The organism is Acaryochloris thomasi RCC1774, assembly GCF_003231495.1.
In the GTDB taxonomy this organism is placed as follows: Bacteria; Cyanobacteriota; Cyanobacteriia; order Thermosynechococcales; family Thermosynechococcaceae; genus RCC1774.
Map to the genome: position 1 here is coordinate 1 of NZ_PQWO01000047.1, position 15,912 is coordinate 15,912.

At 50.7% G+C, this 15,912-nt stretch carries 14 protein-coding genes and 2 pseudogenes; 11 read left to right on the forward strand and 5 right to left on the reverse strand.

The window, feature by feature from the left end; genetic code table 11:
* Positions 1 to 113, reverse strand: a pseudogene (locus tag C1752_RS27220) (photosystem II q(b) protein); the annotation flags it as partial.
* 181 nt (positions 114 to 294) lie between these two features.
* Between C1752_RS27220 and C1752_RS27225 the strand changes: the two are divergent.
* Positions 295 to 1,044 (forward strand): ABC transporter ATP-binding protein, encoded by a 750-nt coding sequence (locus tag C1752_RS27225; protein WP_110989180.1) that lies wholly within the window; start codon positions 295 to 297, stop codon positions 1,042 to 1,044.
* Complete coding sequence (locus tag C1752_RS27230) at positions 1,041 to 3,671, forward strand: ABC transporter permease (protein ID WP_110989181.1); 2,631 nt, start codon at positions 1,041 to 1,043, stop codon at positions 3,669 to 3,671. The genes C1752_RS27225 and C1752_RS27230 overlap by 4 nt, the downstream gene beginning before the upstream one ends.
* A 47-nt stretch (positions 3,672 to 3,718) precedes the next feature.
* Here the strand turns inward: C1752_RS27230 and C1752_RS27235 are convergent, their stop codons facing one another.
* Both C1752_RS27235 and C1752_RS27240 read right to left on the reverse strand, forming a co-directional pair.
* A complete protein-coding gene (locus C1752_RS27235; protein WP_199464549.1) occupies positions 3,719 to 4,111 on the reverse strand; it encodes an HNH endonuclease in 393 nt (130 codons plus the stop codon).
* Positions 4,108 to 4,461, reverse strand: coding sequence for a hypothetical protein (locus C1752_RS27240; RefSeq protein WP_110989183.1), 354 nt, complete (start codon positions 4,459 to 4,461; stop codon positions 4,108 to 4,110). Before C1752_RS27240 ends, C1752_RS27235 begins: the two co-directional genes overlap by 4 nt.
* Before the next feature lie 171 nt (positions 4,462 to 4,632).
* On the opposite strand from C1752_RS27240, the gene C1752_RS27245 reads away from it, so the two are divergent.
* The 8 genes from C1752_RS27245 (at position 4,633) to C1752_RS27290 (ending at position 12,860) form a co-directional block, all read left to right on the forward strand.
* Positions 4,633 to 5,757 carry a lipocalin-like domain-containing protein gene (locus C1752_RS27245; protein WP_110989184.1) on the forward strand — a complete coding sequence of 375 codons (1,125 nt, stop codon included), beginning with the start codon at positions 4,633 to 4,635 and terminating at the stop codon, positions 5,755 to 5,757.
* 723 nt (positions 5,758 to 6,480) lie between these two features.
* Positions 6,481 to 7,395 (forward strand): FTR1 family iron permease, encoded by a 915-nt coding sequence (locus C1752_RS27255; RefSeq protein ID WP_110989186.1) that lies wholly within the window; start codon positions 6,481 to 6,483, stop codon positions 7,393 to 7,395.
* A gap of 17 nt (positions 7,396 to 7,412) precedes the next feature.
* Positions 7,413 to 7,847: a ferritin-like domain-containing protein gene (locus tag C1752_RS27260; protein WP_110989187.1), complete on the forward strand. Its 435-nt coding sequence runs from the start codon at positions 7,413 to 7,415 to the stop codon at positions 7,845 to 7,847.
* A gap of 188 nt (positions 7,848 to 8,035) precedes the next feature.
* Positions 8,036 to 9,715 (forward strand): ABC transporter permease, encoded by a 1,680-nt coding sequence (locus C1752_RS27265; protein ID WP_110989188.1) that lies wholly within the window; start codon positions 8,036 to 8,038, stop codon positions 9,713 to 9,715.
* A 77-nt stretch (positions 9,716 to 9,792) separates the two neighbouring features.
* Positions 9,793 to 10,212 carry a hypothetical protein gene (locus C1752_RS27270; RefSeq protein WP_110989189.1) on the forward strand — a complete coding sequence of 140 codons (420 nt, stop codon included), beginning with the start codon at positions 9,793 to 9,795 and terminating at the stop codon, positions 10,210 to 10,212.
* A gap of 187 nt (positions 10,213 to 10,399) precedes the next feature.
* Positions 10,400 to 10,759: a hypothetical protein gene (locus tag C1752_RS27275; protein ID WP_110989190.1), complete on the forward strand. Its 360-nt coding sequence runs from the start codon at positions 10,400 to 10,402 to the stop codon at positions 10,757 to 10,759.
* Positions 10,760 to 11,766: 1,007 nt separating this feature from the next.
* Positions 11,767 to 12,075 (forward strand): hypothetical protein, encoded by a 309-nt coding sequence (locus C1752_RS27285; protein WP_110989192.1) that lies wholly within the window; start codon positions 11,767 to 11,769, stop codon positions 12,073 to 12,075.
* 437 nt (positions 12,076 to 12,512) lie between these two features.
* Positions 12,513 to 12,860 (forward strand): hypothetical protein, encoded by a 348-nt coding sequence (locus C1752_RS27290; protein ID WP_110989193.1) that lies wholly within the window; start codon positions 12,513 to 12,515, stop codon positions 12,858 to 12,860.
* An 18-nt stretch (positions 12,861 to 12,878) separates the two neighbouring features.
* On the opposite strand, the gene C1752_RS27295 is transcribed toward C1752_RS27290, so the two are convergent.
* Complete coding sequence (locus tag C1752_RS27295) at positions 12,879 to 15,392, reverse strand: sigma 54-interacting transcriptional regulator (protein ID WP_110989194.1); 2,514 nt, start codon at positions 15,390 to 15,392, stop codon at positions 12,879 to 12,881.
* A gap of 188 nt (positions 15,393 to 15,580) precedes the next feature.
* Here C1752_RS27295 and C1752_RS27300 point away from each other — a divergent pair, with 188 nt between their 5' ends.
* Entirely contained in the window at positions 15,581 to 15,808 is a 228-nt protein-coding gene (locus C1752_RS27300; protein ID WP_110989195.1) for a hypothetical protein, read from the forward strand.
* Here C1752_RS27300 and C1752_RS27305 read toward each other — a convergent pair.
* Positions 15,801 to 15,912 (reverse strand): annotated as a pseudogene (locus C1752_RS27305) (IS5/IS1182 family transposase); the annotation flags it as partial. The gene C1752_RS27300 and the pseudogene C1752_RS27305 overlap by 8 nt on opposite strands.

The following is a 15,912-nucleotide window of genomic DNA, read 5'->3' on the forward strand; positions in this document are numbered from 1 at the left end:
ATCATCAAGACGCCGAACCAACCGATGTATAAACGGTTGTCGGTGCTTGTGATCCAGCTACAAAAGCGCTCCCAGGCGCTGCCGCTTTCGCGACGTTGTAGAACGGTTGTCATAATATGTATTGCGTATGTTTGTTAGGTATGTATGTTGAGCGACATTGAATAAGCTGTCGTCTCTGTAAACTAATGTAACAGAAATAATTAGAAATTGCAAGTCTGACCTTAGTGCCAAGAGCACTATCGACAAAATGTTAACCTTTGTTAAGGCTTTTACCTTTTCTAGGATTAACTAAAGATGGCTCGGTCTTCCTCGGCACAGGCAACATCAGAGATTACAGCGGCTGATGCCCAGGCTTTTATTCAATTGAACGGTCTCAGTAAGTCTTTTCAGGAAGGAGTTGCTGACCGGCAAGTTCTTAGAGAAATCACGACCTCCTTTACGGCGGGAGAATTTGTTGTGCTTTTGGGACAAAGCGGGAGCGGTAAAAGTACGCTCCTTAACTTAGTCAGCGGCATTGAGCGGCCGACAACGGGACGAATCATCATTGATGGCGTTTGTCTCTCTGACTTGAATGAGCGACGATGCACTTTATTCCGTCGCGATCGCATCGGCTTTATTTTTCAATTCTTTAATTTGATTCCGACCTTGACGGTGCTAGAGAACATTACGCTGCCACAAGAGTTAGCAGGCGTGCCCCAAGCAGAGGTGAAAAAGAAAGCAATCGCACTTCTAGAGCGAGTGGGATTGGGCGACCGTGGGGAAACTTTCCCGGATAAGCTCTCGGGCGGACAGCAGCAGAGGGTCGCGATTGCGCGGGCATTGGTTCATGACCCAATGCTGGTGTTAGCAGATGAACCGACCGGGAATCTAGATGAAGAGACAGGGGAGACGGTTCTAGAGCTGCTGCTGGAGCTGACGCGCTCCGCCCATAAAACATTGATCATGGCGACCCACAATCCAGATATTGCTCAGCGGGCCGACCGGGTGCTGCGAATGCACGATGGACAATTGGCAGAAGAGACAGTTCAGGATGTTCGCTCATGATCGGTACAGAGGCAGCGACAGAACTCCGTAGCTCCAATCGCCCTCTTTGGCGGATGGCTTGGCGGCGCTTTAGGATGCGATCGCTTCAATATTTTTTGTGTCTAATCGGGGTCGCTCTCGGTGTGGCGATGATGGTGTCCATTGATCTAGCCAATGGATCGGCGCAGACGGCTTTCGAGTTGTCTACAGATGCGATCGCAGGTCGAGCCACCCATCAAATTGAAGCGCTGGCACCGGCAGGGATCAATGAGTCGGTGTATACAAAGATCCGGCGGGAGTTAGGGGGCGTGACGGTGGCCCCTATCGTTGACGGCTACGTCCTTGCACCTGACTTGGGTAACCAGCCCATGCGGTTGGTGGGAGTCGATCTGTTCGCAGAATCTCCCTTTCGCAACTATTTCGTTCCACAGAATCGGACAGTGGGTGAAGCGGGACTCCTCAACTTTTTGACACAGCCAAATACAGTAGTACTGGGCGCAGACGTGGCCGACCGCTATCAGGTGGCGCTGGGAGATCAAATCACGTTAGATCTCTCGGGGCGGCTGGAAACCGTAACCGTTGTAGGAACAGTACAGCCGGAGAGTTCCACTACCCGTCGAGCCTTGAGCAGTTTGCTATTTACGGATATTGCCACGGCTCAGGAAGTTTTGGAGATGCCGGGGCATCTGAGCCACATCGATTTAATCTCAAGATCTGAGGCGGATTTGGCAGCAGTGGAGCAACTATTGCCGGAGGGGATCCAGCTTGAGACAGCGGCAGCGCAGAAAAATGCCGTGCGGCAGATGACGGCGGCCTTTCGGCTAAATTTGACGGCCCTAAGTCTGCTAGCGCTGGTAGTGGGAATGTTTTTGATCTACAACACGGTCACCTTCAGCGTGGTGCAGCGACGGCCCTTATTCGGCGTGCTGCGCTGCTTGGGAACGACGCCGGGACAGCTATTCGTCTTGATTATGGGTGAGTCAGCCATCTTAGGCGTGCTCGGTTCCGCAGTGGGATTAGGACTGGGTGTGGTACTGGCCCGCAGCATTGTGGGGTTAATTACCCAGACGATTAATGATTTTTACTTTGTCGTCAGCGTGCAGCAGGTCGCTATTTCTTCACTTTCTCTGATCAAGGGATTCAGTATCGGAGTGGCTTCAGCATTACTGGCTTCTCTGGTTCCGGCATTGGAGGCGATGCAGACCAGCCCGCAGACGATTCTGCAGCGCTCTTCATTAGAGAATAAAGTACAGCGACTGCTGCCTTGGTTGGTTTTGACCTGGGGGCTGACGACGGTGGCGGGCATTCTGCTGCTGCGGATGCAGGCAGGTTTAGTGGTGGCGTTTTCGGGCTTGTTCTCAATTTTGTTGGGGGCAGCGCTGCTGACGCCGCCGATTACCACTGCGCTGATGCGAGTGGTGCAGCCTTTGACTGGGCGGCTAGGCGTTTTGGGACGACTGGCTCCTCGGGATATTATTCGATCTTTGAGCCGGACTTCAGTTGCGATCGCAGCTCTCATGGTCGCCGTCTCCGTGATCGTGGGCGTCTCAATCATGGTCGGTTCGTTCCGGGTAACGGTGGTGCAGTGGCTTGACCAAACGCTGCAGGCCGATATCTATGTGTCCCCCCCCAGCACAACGGCTAATCGGGTCTTAGGGCAGCTCGACCCATCTGTCGTGGGTGAGATTAAGCGCTGGCCGGGGTTAGAAGAAGTGGTTACCTACAACGACGCCGACGCAACGGTGACGGCATTCAATTATGGCGAAGGACAAGATCTATCCACAGTTGAAGTAGACAGACCCGTCAAGCTAATTTCTGCGGGGGGCGATGTTTCACATGGGCAGCGGCCCTACGCTTGGAAGAAAGAGCCGGGGACAGATCCCTGGGCAGCGCTCGATCGAGGGGAGGGCGTGATTATTTCAGAAGCGTTGATGCTCAAGGCCAGTCTGACAGAGCCGCCGACTTCCATTGTGATCAAGAGTCCACAGGGACCGCAGACCTTTCCGGTGGTGGCGGTGTTTTACGACTATTCGTCAGATGTAGGGACAATGATTCTGGACGACGATCTGTTTATTCAAAGCTGGGAAGACGATGGTGTGGCTTCCTTGGGCTTGTTTGCCCAGCCCGGATTTGAAGCAGATGATGTTGTAGACGAGCTGCGACAGCATTTCCAAGGCCGTACAGATGTGACCATTCAGTCTACGCGTAGCCTCAAAGATGGTTCCATCGAGATCTTTGATCGGACCTTTGCCATTACCCAGGCGCTGCGTTTGCTAGCCGTGATTGTGGCTTTTATCGGGGTTCTTAGTGCACTGATGAGCCTACAGCTAGAGCGATCCCGTGAAATCGGCATTCTGCGAGCCACCGGTATGACGCCGCGCCAGCTTTGGGGGTTGACGCTTCTTGAAACAGGACTAATGGGCAATGTTGCGGGGCTATTGGCGATGCCGCTGGGCTACGTGCTGGCCTGGATTTTAATCTACGTCATCAACGTGCGATCCTTTGGCTGGACGCTGCAGATGCAGCTTAACCCCAGCTATTTTTGGCAAGCTTGGGCCGTGGCGGTGGTAGCGGCACTGCTGGCGGGAATCTATCCAGCTTGGCGCTTGGGACGGGTCACAGTGGCAGCAGCAATTCGAGAAGAGTAAGGTCATCAGATATTTGCACAAGCCTTATCCATTCTTAAAGGATCAGGTTAGAGGTTTAATCGCTGTCGCTCTACGATGCGCTCATGAGTATTAAGCTTGAGTAAAGATATGGTGGTGCGCCCTTCTGTGGTTTTGCTGCTGATCTGGGCATTATGTCGGCTGAAATGATCGTTCCAACATTGCGTCCGAGGATTGAACAGAAAGCTAAAGTTTCCCGTTTCGGGGTCAAACGAGCCAAGATCAGTCCCTTTGTGACGATTACAGCGCCAGCACGCGTAGGCCAAATTCTCTGCTGTTGTTTTGCCGCCGTGTTTGCGGGCAATGATGTGATCGACTTCATGGGGATAAAAACTGGCATCGTTCGGCAGTAAGCAATATTCACAGCAATAATTGGCCTGATCCTTAACTTGGCGACGGAGTAAGGCGGGAATATTTGTCACGATTCAGCCATTGCTGAGAGATAGGGGAGGTTGCCAGATTTAAGCAAAATAATGAGATGTTCAATCTGTTCATATTCGTCTAACTCTTGACATTCCTCTGACGTGATTGTTTCTGCTGCATTCCGATCTAGAAGATATGTCAGACGCTGCTGCATTTCTGTGGTGGGCCGAAAGTCAGCAATCTGATCCGGGGTGGGCTGGCTAGCAAGAAAGTCGAGAATGTAGCGATAAACTTGAGCAGATAGTGTGGCTGGTTGCAGGCAGCGGCGCAGCAGCTCAGGGATTTGATCGCGGATGGGGGCGACTTGTTCCATTAGATCGTCGGGGATTTCAATCGTGAGTGTAGCCATTGGGTACTTCTCCCTAGCAAATCGCATTTGGTTAGGAGCATATGATAGCCCCCTCTATTTTCAGAGTTATCCAGATCTGGCTCTTGGGGTAACATGAGTACCTCCAGGGTAAATTACAAATCTTGTTGTGAGCGAAGCTGAGCAAACCTATCAGCAATGCAGTGTTGAAAAATGCAAATATTGAAATGGCTAGCAGGACTATCGCTGATCCTGTTGTTAATAGTCTCTCCTGTTTGGGCAGTAGAGCAGGGAAATGTCCAGTGGTTAGAGCCTGCCGAAACGCCCGCTTTCAAGAAAGCGATCGCACCTGTTCCCCTCAAGTTCCCGCAGGATTTTGGCCCCCATGAGGACTATCAAACAGAGTGGTGGTATTACACGGGAAACTTAGAGACCGAGACCGGACGACCCTTTGGCTATGAGCTGACACTGTTTCGTCGGGGTCTAACAACCGGTGAAGCGGAGCCGGGATCCCTGTGGCGCAGTAATCAGATTTATTTTGCACACTTCACCCTCAGCGATATCCAAGATCAGAATTTTTATCCGCAGGAGCGCTTTAGTCGAGGAGCCGCCGGTTTAGCCGGAGCACAGGCAGATCCCTATCGGCTGTGGCTTGATGACTGGTCGATTGAAGCCACATCACCCGAACAAGTGCAGCTCCAGGCTAAAGGAGAAGAAGTCTCGTTGGATTTGACCCTGTCGCTGACAAAGCCAGTACTCCAGGGCGATCGCGGCTACAGTGCCAAAGGCTCCGAACCGGGAAATGCTTCTTACTACTATTCGGTGGTTCAACAGCCCACAACGGGCACGGTCACAGTACAGGGAGAAAGCTATCCTGTCTCAGGCTCGAGCTGGACTGATCATGAGTATTCCACCAGCGCTCTCAGCGAAGGAACCGAGGGCTGGGATTGGTTTTCACTGGAACTAGACGATGGATCTGCCCTCATGCTCTACGGCTTGCGAACGGCAGACAACAACACGACGCCAGAATCTAACGGCACTTACATTAGCCCTGAGGGAAAGGTCATGCATCTCAACCGCGAGGATTTTGAGATCGATGTGCTGAAAACTTGGAAAAGTCCACAATCTCAGGCCGTTTATCCAGCCAAGTGGGATATTGCGATTCCTCGATTGGATCTCAATGCTAAGGTGTCTCCGTTAATAAACAATCAAGAGCTACTGTTCTCGACAACTTACTGGGAAGGGGCTGTGAAGCTTTCCGGCTCTCGTTCTCAGCAAGTGATCAAAGGCAAAGGATATGTTGAACTCACTGGCTATGAGCGAAGCTTGGCACTCTAAGCTCGGCTGTTTTGTAAAGTACTTCTGTCTTCTTAGAAAAAGAATAGATCCCGAAGTTGCCTTTACGATGAGAATGCTTGGAGACTCAAAAAACTCGGATTGTAGTAGTCATGGGCGTAAGCACTAAAAAACGACGGAAGTTGACCGTTAATAATCGGCTGTATGTCTGGTATGTCAAGGAAGACTATGACTTTCCCAACTATGTATTGCACGTTTTCTCCGATGACAAACAGTTCATCGTTCATTACCACTTGCGACAGTCTAGCGATATAAGGCATATTATCGTTCATGGACCTGATTTTCCGCGTGTAGCTGGCACTGGCGGAGTCTGGCGTCGATTTCGATGTCCAGAGTGGGGTATAGAAAATGGTGCAGTAACTCCCCGCACTGTTCGGAATCTGATTGATTGGTGCCAATCGTCAGGCAATACTACAGAAGTTGATTATGTTGGTAAAGCCGTCCCGCTCGGTGGTTGTTGTATATCCTGTGGCGTCAATCTTCGTGGCATGATTCCAATCAGCTCAAATTGTTGCCATAAGTGCGGCTATCCAGTCGCGGAGAGGGCTGGCTAGAAGTTTCATTGCATGTATAGATTGGCTTGAGGATCTGAGATCATCCTAACTTGTACAAAATCATCAGAAGTCACGGCAAACCTTTTAACTGAGAATTATTCCTGCCTACGCTACACTCATGGCTAGCTGGTTCTAGCACAGGAGATCATCAATGGATTTTGCAGGCGCGCTGCCGGTTTTTGTCATTACTCTTAGAGAAGGGGTCGAAGCAGCACTTGTAGTCGGCATTGTCCTCGCAGCTTTAACCAAAAGTCGCAAAGATGACCTAATTCCCTGGGTCTATTGGGGTATTTTGGCTGGAATTGGGGGCAGTTTACTGATCGGGCAACTGCTGAGTTGGGGACTTCGTAAAGTTGGAGAAGTTAATCCTCAGCTACAACCAGTGCTAGAGCCGTTCTTGAAAAGTGGACTTTGTGTGGTTGCGATCGCAATGCTGAGCTGGATGCTGATCTGGATGACCCAGCAATCCCAATCCCTCAAAGGAGAGATCGAGAATTCTCTCACGTCCTCGCTACAGAGCAGTGCAGCGGGGTGGGGCGTTTTTACACTGGTGGGCATTGCTGTTCTGCGAGAGGGTTTTGAAACCGTCCTGTTCATTTTTGCCAATGCACAACAGAACTCAGCTGCATTAGGTGCCGTCCTTGGGTTATCCGGGGCCGTTGGCATTGGCTTTGCCCTGTTCAAATGGGGAATCAGAATTAACCTGCGTCGATTCTTTCAAGTGATGGGCATTTTTCTACTGCTCATTGTGGCCGGTCTCGTCATTTCTGCCCTCAAAAATATCGACGCAGCGATCTATGCCCTTAGTCTGCTCAAACCAGCCAATACCCTCTGTTTTTCTACCGATTCCTGCGTTCTGGGAGCGCTCGCCTGGGATGTCAGCGCCGTTTTGCCCGACAGCCAATTTCCGGGGGTTATCTTCAAAGCCCTGTTGGGATACCGCGACCACCTCTACTGGCTGCAGGTAATCAGCTATAGTCTATTCTTAACCATCGTTGGTACCTCATACCTTCGGAGCTTAGGTCAACCACCCGCCAAACTTTCGAACCATTCATCAGCATCGTAGGAACTTCCCTGAACCCCATGAAAGATCTCGACACCTCAAAGACAACGGCCCTGCTTAACAGCATCATGGAATTTGAGCTGGCTGGTGTGGTTCGCTATACCCACTATTCGCTCATGGTTACGGGGCCAAATAGAATTCCCATTGTTGATTTCTTCAAAGCTCAGGCTAGTGAATCACTGCTCCACGCTCAGGAAGCAGGAGAAATCATCACGGGTCTAGAAGGACACCCAAGCCAACGCATCTCAACCATTGAAGAAACCCATCGTCACTCAGTCCAAGACCTGCTGCAGGAGAGCCTGAACCACGAGCAAAAAGCCCTGCATTTATACAAAGAACTGCTGGATGTTGTAGAAGATGCCAGCATCTACCTAGAAGAATATACGCGCACCAAAATTGGTCAAGAAGAGATGCACAATCTCGAAATCAAGAAAATGCTCAGGGATTTTAGTTAACAGAAGCTGGGGGGCCACTTAATACTGTCTCCCCTCAATGGACTGCTTGTCATGCGAAAGAGAGGCTGACCGTAACCCAGTCAATTGCAGGCATTATTGAGTAGCTTCGTTCCCCAAAATCGGGTCCAGAGAGCTGGAGTGATTTTGATATGGTAGATGGAAGCTTTTAGCAATCTGGGCTTAAGAATTTGAAGGGATACACCGACCGGCTGAGTGGCTGGAAGAGTTTTAGGCAATTCAACGGTTGGACCGTTGGGGTGGTTGCGATCGCATCCTTAATTGCAACGCCAATCCTCGTGGTGCTAGCCAGCGTTTTTTCTAACCAAAGCAACACCTGGGGACATTTAGCATCTACGGTGCTACCGCAATACATTCTTAATTCCTTTGGCTTGATGCTGGGCGTTGGCGCAGGCGTTTTGCTTTTGGGGGTCGGCACCGCTTGGCTGGTGACCCTCTGCTCCTTCCCTGGTAGCCGTTTTTTTGAATGGGCATTGCTGCTGCCCTTGGCAGCTCCTGCCTATTTGCTGGCCTATACCTATACCGAGTTTTTAGATTATTACGGCCCGATACAGACGGCACTGCGGGGGGTATTTGGCTGGCAAAGCGCGACTGACTACTGGTTCCCCAATATTCGGTCTCTGTGGGGTGCGATCGCAATGCTGAGCCTGGTTCTCTACCCCTATGTTTATCTGCTTGCCAGAGTTGCTTTTTTAGAGCAGGCCACCTGTACCTTAGAGGCCAGTCGTGCCCTAGGGTGCAATCCTTGGCAGGGCTTTCGCCGAGTTGCCTTACCCTTGGCTCGTCCTGCGATCACCGCCGGTTTAGCGTTAGCACTCATGGAGACGCTGAATGATTTTGGTACCGTGCAGTACTTTGGCGTCTCGACCTTTACGACGGGTATCTATCGCACCTGGTTCGGCAGCGGAGAACGTCAGGCCGCAGCCCAGTTAGCCGCCGTCTTGATGATGTTTATTTTGGGCCTCATTCTCCTGGAGCGCTGGTCTCGACGGCGGGCCCGCTACTATCAAACCAGCAGTAGTCAGCAGCAGCTCTCGACCTACAGACTTGTAGGTCTGCGGGCCTGCTTGGCCGTACTCGTTTGCCTGAGTCCCATCGTGCTGGGCCTCTTGATTCCCGGAGGGCTGCTGCTGCAGATGACGCTGAGTGAGAGAACCGCTCGCTTTAATCAGAGCTTTTTCGAGTTAGCCAACCACAGCCTACTGTTAGCTTCCGTGACGGCGGCCATTGCAGTTCTACTATCACTGTTTTTAGCCTATGGAGTCAGGCTGCAGGGCAACCCGCTGCTGCGGTTTGGCGTCCGTATTTCGTCGATGGGCTATGCCGTGCCGGGGTCAGTAATTGCGGTAGGAATTTTGATCCCGATCGCTTGGGTTGATAATTCACTCAATACCTGGATGACGAACACCTTTGGCTTCTCTACAGGGCTTTTGCTCAGCGGCACGGTTGTGGGGTTGGTTTTGGCCTATCTGGTCCGATTTTTGGCCGTATCCCTCAGCACTGTCGAGACCGGCCTCGGCAAAATTCGGCCGACCCTGGATGATGCCTCTCGCAGTTTAGGCCAGGGTACTGTCGGCACCTTGCGCAAGATCCATGTGCCGATTATGGAAGGGAGTCTGTTCACAGCGGTGATGCTGATCTTTGTGGACGTCATGAAAGAGCTCCCGGCCACCATTGTGATGCAGCCGTCTAACTTTGAGACCTTAGCAGTGCGGGTCTATCAATACGCCGAGGATGAACGCCTGATTGAGGCGGCGGCTCCAGCTTTAGCAATTATTGTGGTAGGGCTACTGCCAGTGCTGTTGTTGAGCTGGCAAATTACGCGATCGCGTCAAAGAAGCACCAACTAATTAGAATATTTGAAAGTGGCGGCTTACAACCTTGTGACGGCAGGTCCTTGAAGAGTGCATCAGTTCAGGAGAAAGCGATGGACGATTGGTTAAAGCAGATACAGGGCGAATTTAGCACGATCACGCGAGATGTGGATAACCTACTCTGGGAGATGGCAAAGCAGGGTGGAAAAGCCACGGAGCAGCTACTCGATAGCTCTTTAGAGGCGATGGATGATATAGAGGAGCGGGTCGCTCCTGTCTTCGGAGATTTAAGCGACCGCCTAGACCAAACATTAGAAACCCAATTTCTTTATCTGGACCAGCACTTAACGCCCTGGCTGGAAGAAGTCTCTGCACCCGTCACTCAGACTATTAATCCCTGGCTACAGGACCATTCAGCCTGCATTGGCTGTCGTCACTATCACGGTATGGCCTACGGTAATAACATCTTAGTATGTGCGATGTATCCCTATGGTCCAGAGTCTGATGCCTGCAAAGACTGGGACTCTGTTTGAACCGACAGCGCTTCAGAGAAATAGAGAAATCTATAGGGGTGCGATCGCAACTCCAACTCATGATTTGAGCGCGCCTTCAACGACCGCAGCACATCTTTACCCAAGCTCACCCCTTAAAAAGAGTTCAAGGCTGATACAGAACCCATCTTCTTGGGAACACTGCAATACGAGAGCAGAAGAGCCTGTTATGAACCAGCAAGACATATTGAATCAAATTGTTGCAGAGTTCCATAAAGATCCTGGCAATCAAATCATCATTGGAATGACTGAACTGACTGAGTTTGCGTCAGAAGAAATAGGCAAGGAAGTAACGCCAGAAGATTTATGTGAAGCGTTACAGGCACATCACAACGAGCAAGCTGGAGAAGAGCATCTGAACATCGTAGATGCAGCATCAGCACTCTGTAATCAAGTGGCGGATCGCTGCTGGGGTGAGTGCTTAGATGAAGACTACGATGAATGGGATGAGGTTGACATCAGCATCGATTGGGAAGATGTTGATCTAAATACTTCGGACAACCTGTACGCCACAATCAGGCCGTGCTGATAATTTGGCTTCGTTGAACAAAAACAATCCCATGGGAGACCTGTGCATAGAGTGCCATTTTTCAGTTTTCTCAGCCCAAGGCTTCACTTTATTTGAAGCTTTAAATTTTTGAGTAAGCTTTTGGGCTAGGGCTAGTCCTGGTCATTTTGCATGTTCTAGACCCGGATATCTATCTCACTACAAATGCCTCTCCCTAACGGTTCAGACTATTTTGACCTAAAGGTAGGTTCAATCTGTGAATCGGCAGCATTGATATCTACCTATGGTTTCTATGGAACAGATAGATATTGCTGTATTGTGTGGCCGCGATGCCAAGGGTTGCCAGCGCTAAGAGAATTGAAAGACTGAGCATAGCATTGCTCCTACTTAAGTCTGAGATCAGAGTCTACTCGCTGCGAACTGAAGTCTGAGCTTCTAGGGAGAAGTGATACCCAAAGACGCAGGCGATCACCCAAAAGCTGATGAGTTGTGTAAATAGAAAAGACCACATGACACGGTGCTCCAAGTTAAGGGTGTCGCTTTGTACGCTTCTTTCAATCAACCTACAATTGACTTTCACTCGTTGTGTATGAAGAAGTGGGATTTGTACCTCTACTTATCTCTAGAGCTTGCCCAATAGTGTAGACAATTGCCTCACCCCACTGGGTAGTATTGTCGTGATGGCCTTGAGAAAGTTTCCGGCAAGTTGCTTCGATATATGAAGCAGAGGCCAGCTTCCCTCAAGACTCCAGCTTTTACCTGATCTGAAGACCGACAAAGAGGTTTTGGCCATTGTCTCATTTCGCCATTCATCTTGCTCAATTCCATACACGATGGTAGTTCTAGCTTTATTATCTCTAACCTGTATCTGACAAAAGATATCTTTGTCGGTGCTCTGGATCGCCTTCTCAGTTTTCTCAGCGAACTCGACCAATACCCTCAGCAAGTTCGTCGTTGGCATATAGAAATGGATCATTTAGGTCTCAGACAACCCTCGTAGATTGAAGGTATCGAGGTTGGAGAACCAAATGATAAACAAGAAAAGCCACCAAATTAATACCGCTCTTGTTGGACTCGCCGTTGCTATCCTTGGCTTAACGACGGGCCGCACGGTTGAAGCGAAAACCCTTGATCACGCCATTGAGAACCAGTCAGAGACGCAGCTGGTTGCCCTCAAGTTCAAGAAGTTTAAGAAAGGCCACCACGGTCACAAAAAATTCCATCACAGTCCGAAGCGATTCAAGAAAGTGAAGAAGATCCACCGCGGTCACGACAAATTTCATGGCAAGAAATTTGTTGGCCACAAGAACTTCCATCATGGTCACCATTTTCGTTAGTTCTTTACTCTGAGTCCCTGAACCAAAACTAGCTGGTGATCAATTTCTTCGATTCTGTAGGTCCAGTTTTTCTGACCTAGCACCTCGCTGCTGCACACCCGTTCTATCGGTGGCGAGGTCCCTATCCACAGGCTCTTAAGCAATATCATGGCTCTGCAGGACTCTCACAACGGCAACGGCCCTTTACCTTTTGAAGTGGGCCGTGGGCGTCAATATCTTTGCAGATTTCTTAGCCCCTGAATCGTTAAACTGCCTTCAAAAATGCCGCTCTAGGTATTCGGGCCCTGGGACTTGAGGCGGTCTTCCCTAGTCAGATCCTTCCCAGCTCATCTGAGAAAAGAATGGCAGCCCTCTCTATCAATCCAAATCTGTAAGCAGCATAACGACTACACAGAATTGTTCGATTTCTATTATTTTTGACACGTAGAGGATGAATCATGGTTTACCCTAAAACTGCTCTATATTCCCTTGGGCTTGTAATGAGCGTATTTTCCATTAGTCTTCCGGCCCTGTCGGCACCTCGTGCCAACGAACCGAGCGAGCCGACTGAACTCGCTTCTGGTTTAGGTACTCCCATTATCAGCTCCCGCTCTCCTCTAGTGGAGAAAACAGAGACATCATCGCGCTCAGCAAATAGTATCGAAACTCGCATCGATTTAGGTATTGATATTCCCCGCCAGTCTACATCCTCACAAATCTCATCTTTCCGCTGGCAGCCAGAATTACGTAATGGACAGCGGCGGAGCGACTTACAAAGTCGTTCTTTATTCCAGTCTGAGCTGTGAGATTGCTAGTTCGACGATTCAGACGATTAGCCGCCAAAGACCTGCGGCCAGACCAATCGTGGTCAAATGCTGGGGCATAAGAGTCCAGAATGATTGACGGCCGATTTTCTGAGTTAACAGCAGGGTTAGAACGACTGCGGCCATCAACGTTGACCCCTGCAAAAAGTTGATGACGGCCGGATGGGCTACCAAAATCGGCAGGTCAATACTCGAGAGACCAAAGGTCGCTAGCGTAATCGGTAAAATTTGCCCCGCCTCGGTTAAGCCCAAGTCAAGGTAGTGAGCTAGGCTGCTGCCAAGGACGAGCGGGAGGTAGCCATAGGCCATCTCGACAAAAGGGCGGGGCTTTCTCTGTAAGGAATATTGAAACCTGTAGGTGATTAGAGGGATTAGAGATGCGATCGCAAGCACACCAACAGACACCCCTAAGTGCGGCCAAAACTCACCTAAGCGCAAATTGACCGGCAGCAGCGACTCGATCTCCGGCAACCGATGCAGGAAAATACCGCCCAGCAACAGCAGCAGCAGCGCCACCTCATAGCTACGGGGCTGATGGGTCGTCCACAGCTCAATCCCAGGGGGGCGCAGATTCACCTCAACCGAGCGATGGGGACAAGCCTTGAGGCAGGTCATACACAATACACAGTCTCGATTTTCCTCTAGCTGAGCGGGATGAGAATAGATCGGACAGCCGTTCGTTTCTTGTCCCTCACCCTTTTCAGGACCGCCCTTGTAGCACTGGTAGGTACTGCACTCCGCCGAACAGGTGCCCTGCTGGGCGCGCAGCTCGGTCATCGAAAGTTTGGCAAACAGGCCGTTCATCCCACCAATCGGGCACAGGTAGCGGCACCAAAAGCGACGCTCAAAGATCACGGAAAAAATTACTGCCCCCGCCGTAATCAACAGCAGCAGACAGCTCGACAGATAGGCCGTATTCTCTAGATTCCATAGCTCCTCCCAGAGGAAGATCAGCACAAATAAACTGTAGAGAAACCAGCCGCCCCATCGTTCCGCTTCCTGGCGAGGCCAGCTTTTGAGCTGCCGGGGCACCAGCCACAGCGACAGCTTTTGCGCCACCTCGCCATAGATCATGAATGGACAGACCGAACACCACAAACGACCTACGAACGGAAAGCTGAGCAGCACCAACGGCCACCACCAAGCCCAAAACAAATTGAGAGCTACGTTCTGATCACGCTGCTGCGGCCCTAAGAACAGCAGCAGGACAACGAGGGCAAAAGCCGTGAGCGTAAAGCCGTAGTTAATGCGGGTGGGCCACCAGTCACTACGCAGAAACGCGCGAAGTCCTGGATAGGCATTCAGTAAGTTCAGTCGGAACCGCTGCTTAGGTGCTTGAGCTGGCCAAAACAATTCTTCCGTCAGGTTACAGCTGCCAGAAACCTGAGCCATCGCTCGCTCAATCAATCCCTGCAATTCGGCTAAATTACCAGGGAAGCTATAGGCCTGCAGTCGTCTGAGAGCGGTCGAGGAAATACCGCGCCTCGAGATACCCTGCTCTTGGGCAGTCAGGCTAATGTAATAGCTAACCTGCGTCTTCATGTCAGCCTTGCGAACCCGCAGCGGCGGTACTTTAATGGAGTGCCCGACCCAGCCATCAATCTCAGGGAGAACCTGCTCAGAAACCATCATGATCCGAGCCTGTGTTTTTTGAGGTGCTACTTGAGAATCACGCGAGACAGGAGTATAGCTTTCGGTCTCCAGAAGAACCTGAAGCTTTTGCTGTAGCTCTTTTGGTAGCTCTTGAATATTGTTGAGAACGAGGGTGCCCTGCCCCAAGGCTTTTAAAAAACCAGGCTGCCCTCCTGCTCGGCCAAAGAGTTCGGCCCCGCTAGCCTGTAGCGTTCTGCAGTTGACCTGAATAATTGGCTCGCGTCGCCACTGAGAGCCAAAGTGAATCAGAGCCGCTGCATTATCTTTTTCCAGACCGGGTTCACCAAAAACGAGGACGGAGCTGCGATCTTGACTGGCCTCCTGAATTTGCTGGCGGAGTTTACTCGCATAGCGGCTCTTGCCGACAATGCCGCGCTGCGCTCGAGGGACAAGATAGGGGCGCAGAATGGTCTGTCGTTCCTGCTCTTGGGCAAGCTGTGCCGAGACCTCAGCCAGGTCTTGCGATAACTGTCGTGAAACAAGCTGCACCATCTCAGGATGCTGGACTGCAATCTCAAGGAACTCAGCTTTGGGAATCATCCATAGCTGGCAATCTGTAAGGGTAATCGCCGTATACTGGGTCGGCTGCTCTAGCAGGAGTTCATTAAGGTGCAGAACGGTGCCGGGTAAGAGACTGCTGGCCCAGGCCGCACTTTTTTCATGGGTGCGATATTGTTCCATTCTGCCTTCGTACAGAATGTACAGGGCATCTGGCTGCGTATCTTCTAGGACGAGTCGCCGATTTTCCGCAACGCTAATCTCCTGAAGCGATGGGGCCAGGGCTTTGAGGATGGGTTCAGGGAAGAGGTTGAGTTGAGATCGCTCTTTTAGCCAGATGATAGACTGCTTTGGAGATTCCATCGTTTATCCTCTATGTCTTCCCTTTATCTTGCCAGACTGCTCCTCACACCTAAGCTAGAGGCGAACAATCTTGACCTTTGGGTGCCCGCAGCACTACTAGGGGTGATTATGATCGCTGCGGTCTATTTCTCAAGGATTTGAAGCAGATTTTAGAGGTCTAAATAAGCAGAAGGGATGGAGACGGAGTGATGGCTTGGGAATACATGACATTGACGCTGTTCATCTTACCCGGCACTAAAATTCAGGAGGTCACGATTCGAGATGAGATTCAAAAATCTTGGAACGGCCTACTGTTTGTTGATTTGCTCAATGGTCTAGGGGCTGAAGACTGGGAATTAACCGGTATCTACAAGCTTACAAACATGAGCATGTGTGTTTTTAAGCGGCCAGCGAATCTAGGGCGTGTCATCAATTAAGCCATACAACAGAGGCTGCTAGGTAAATAGCTCCTAGAAAATTGACGGCTCGTTTATCGTAGCGTGTGGCAATTGCCCGATACTGCTTGATCTTGGCAAAAAAG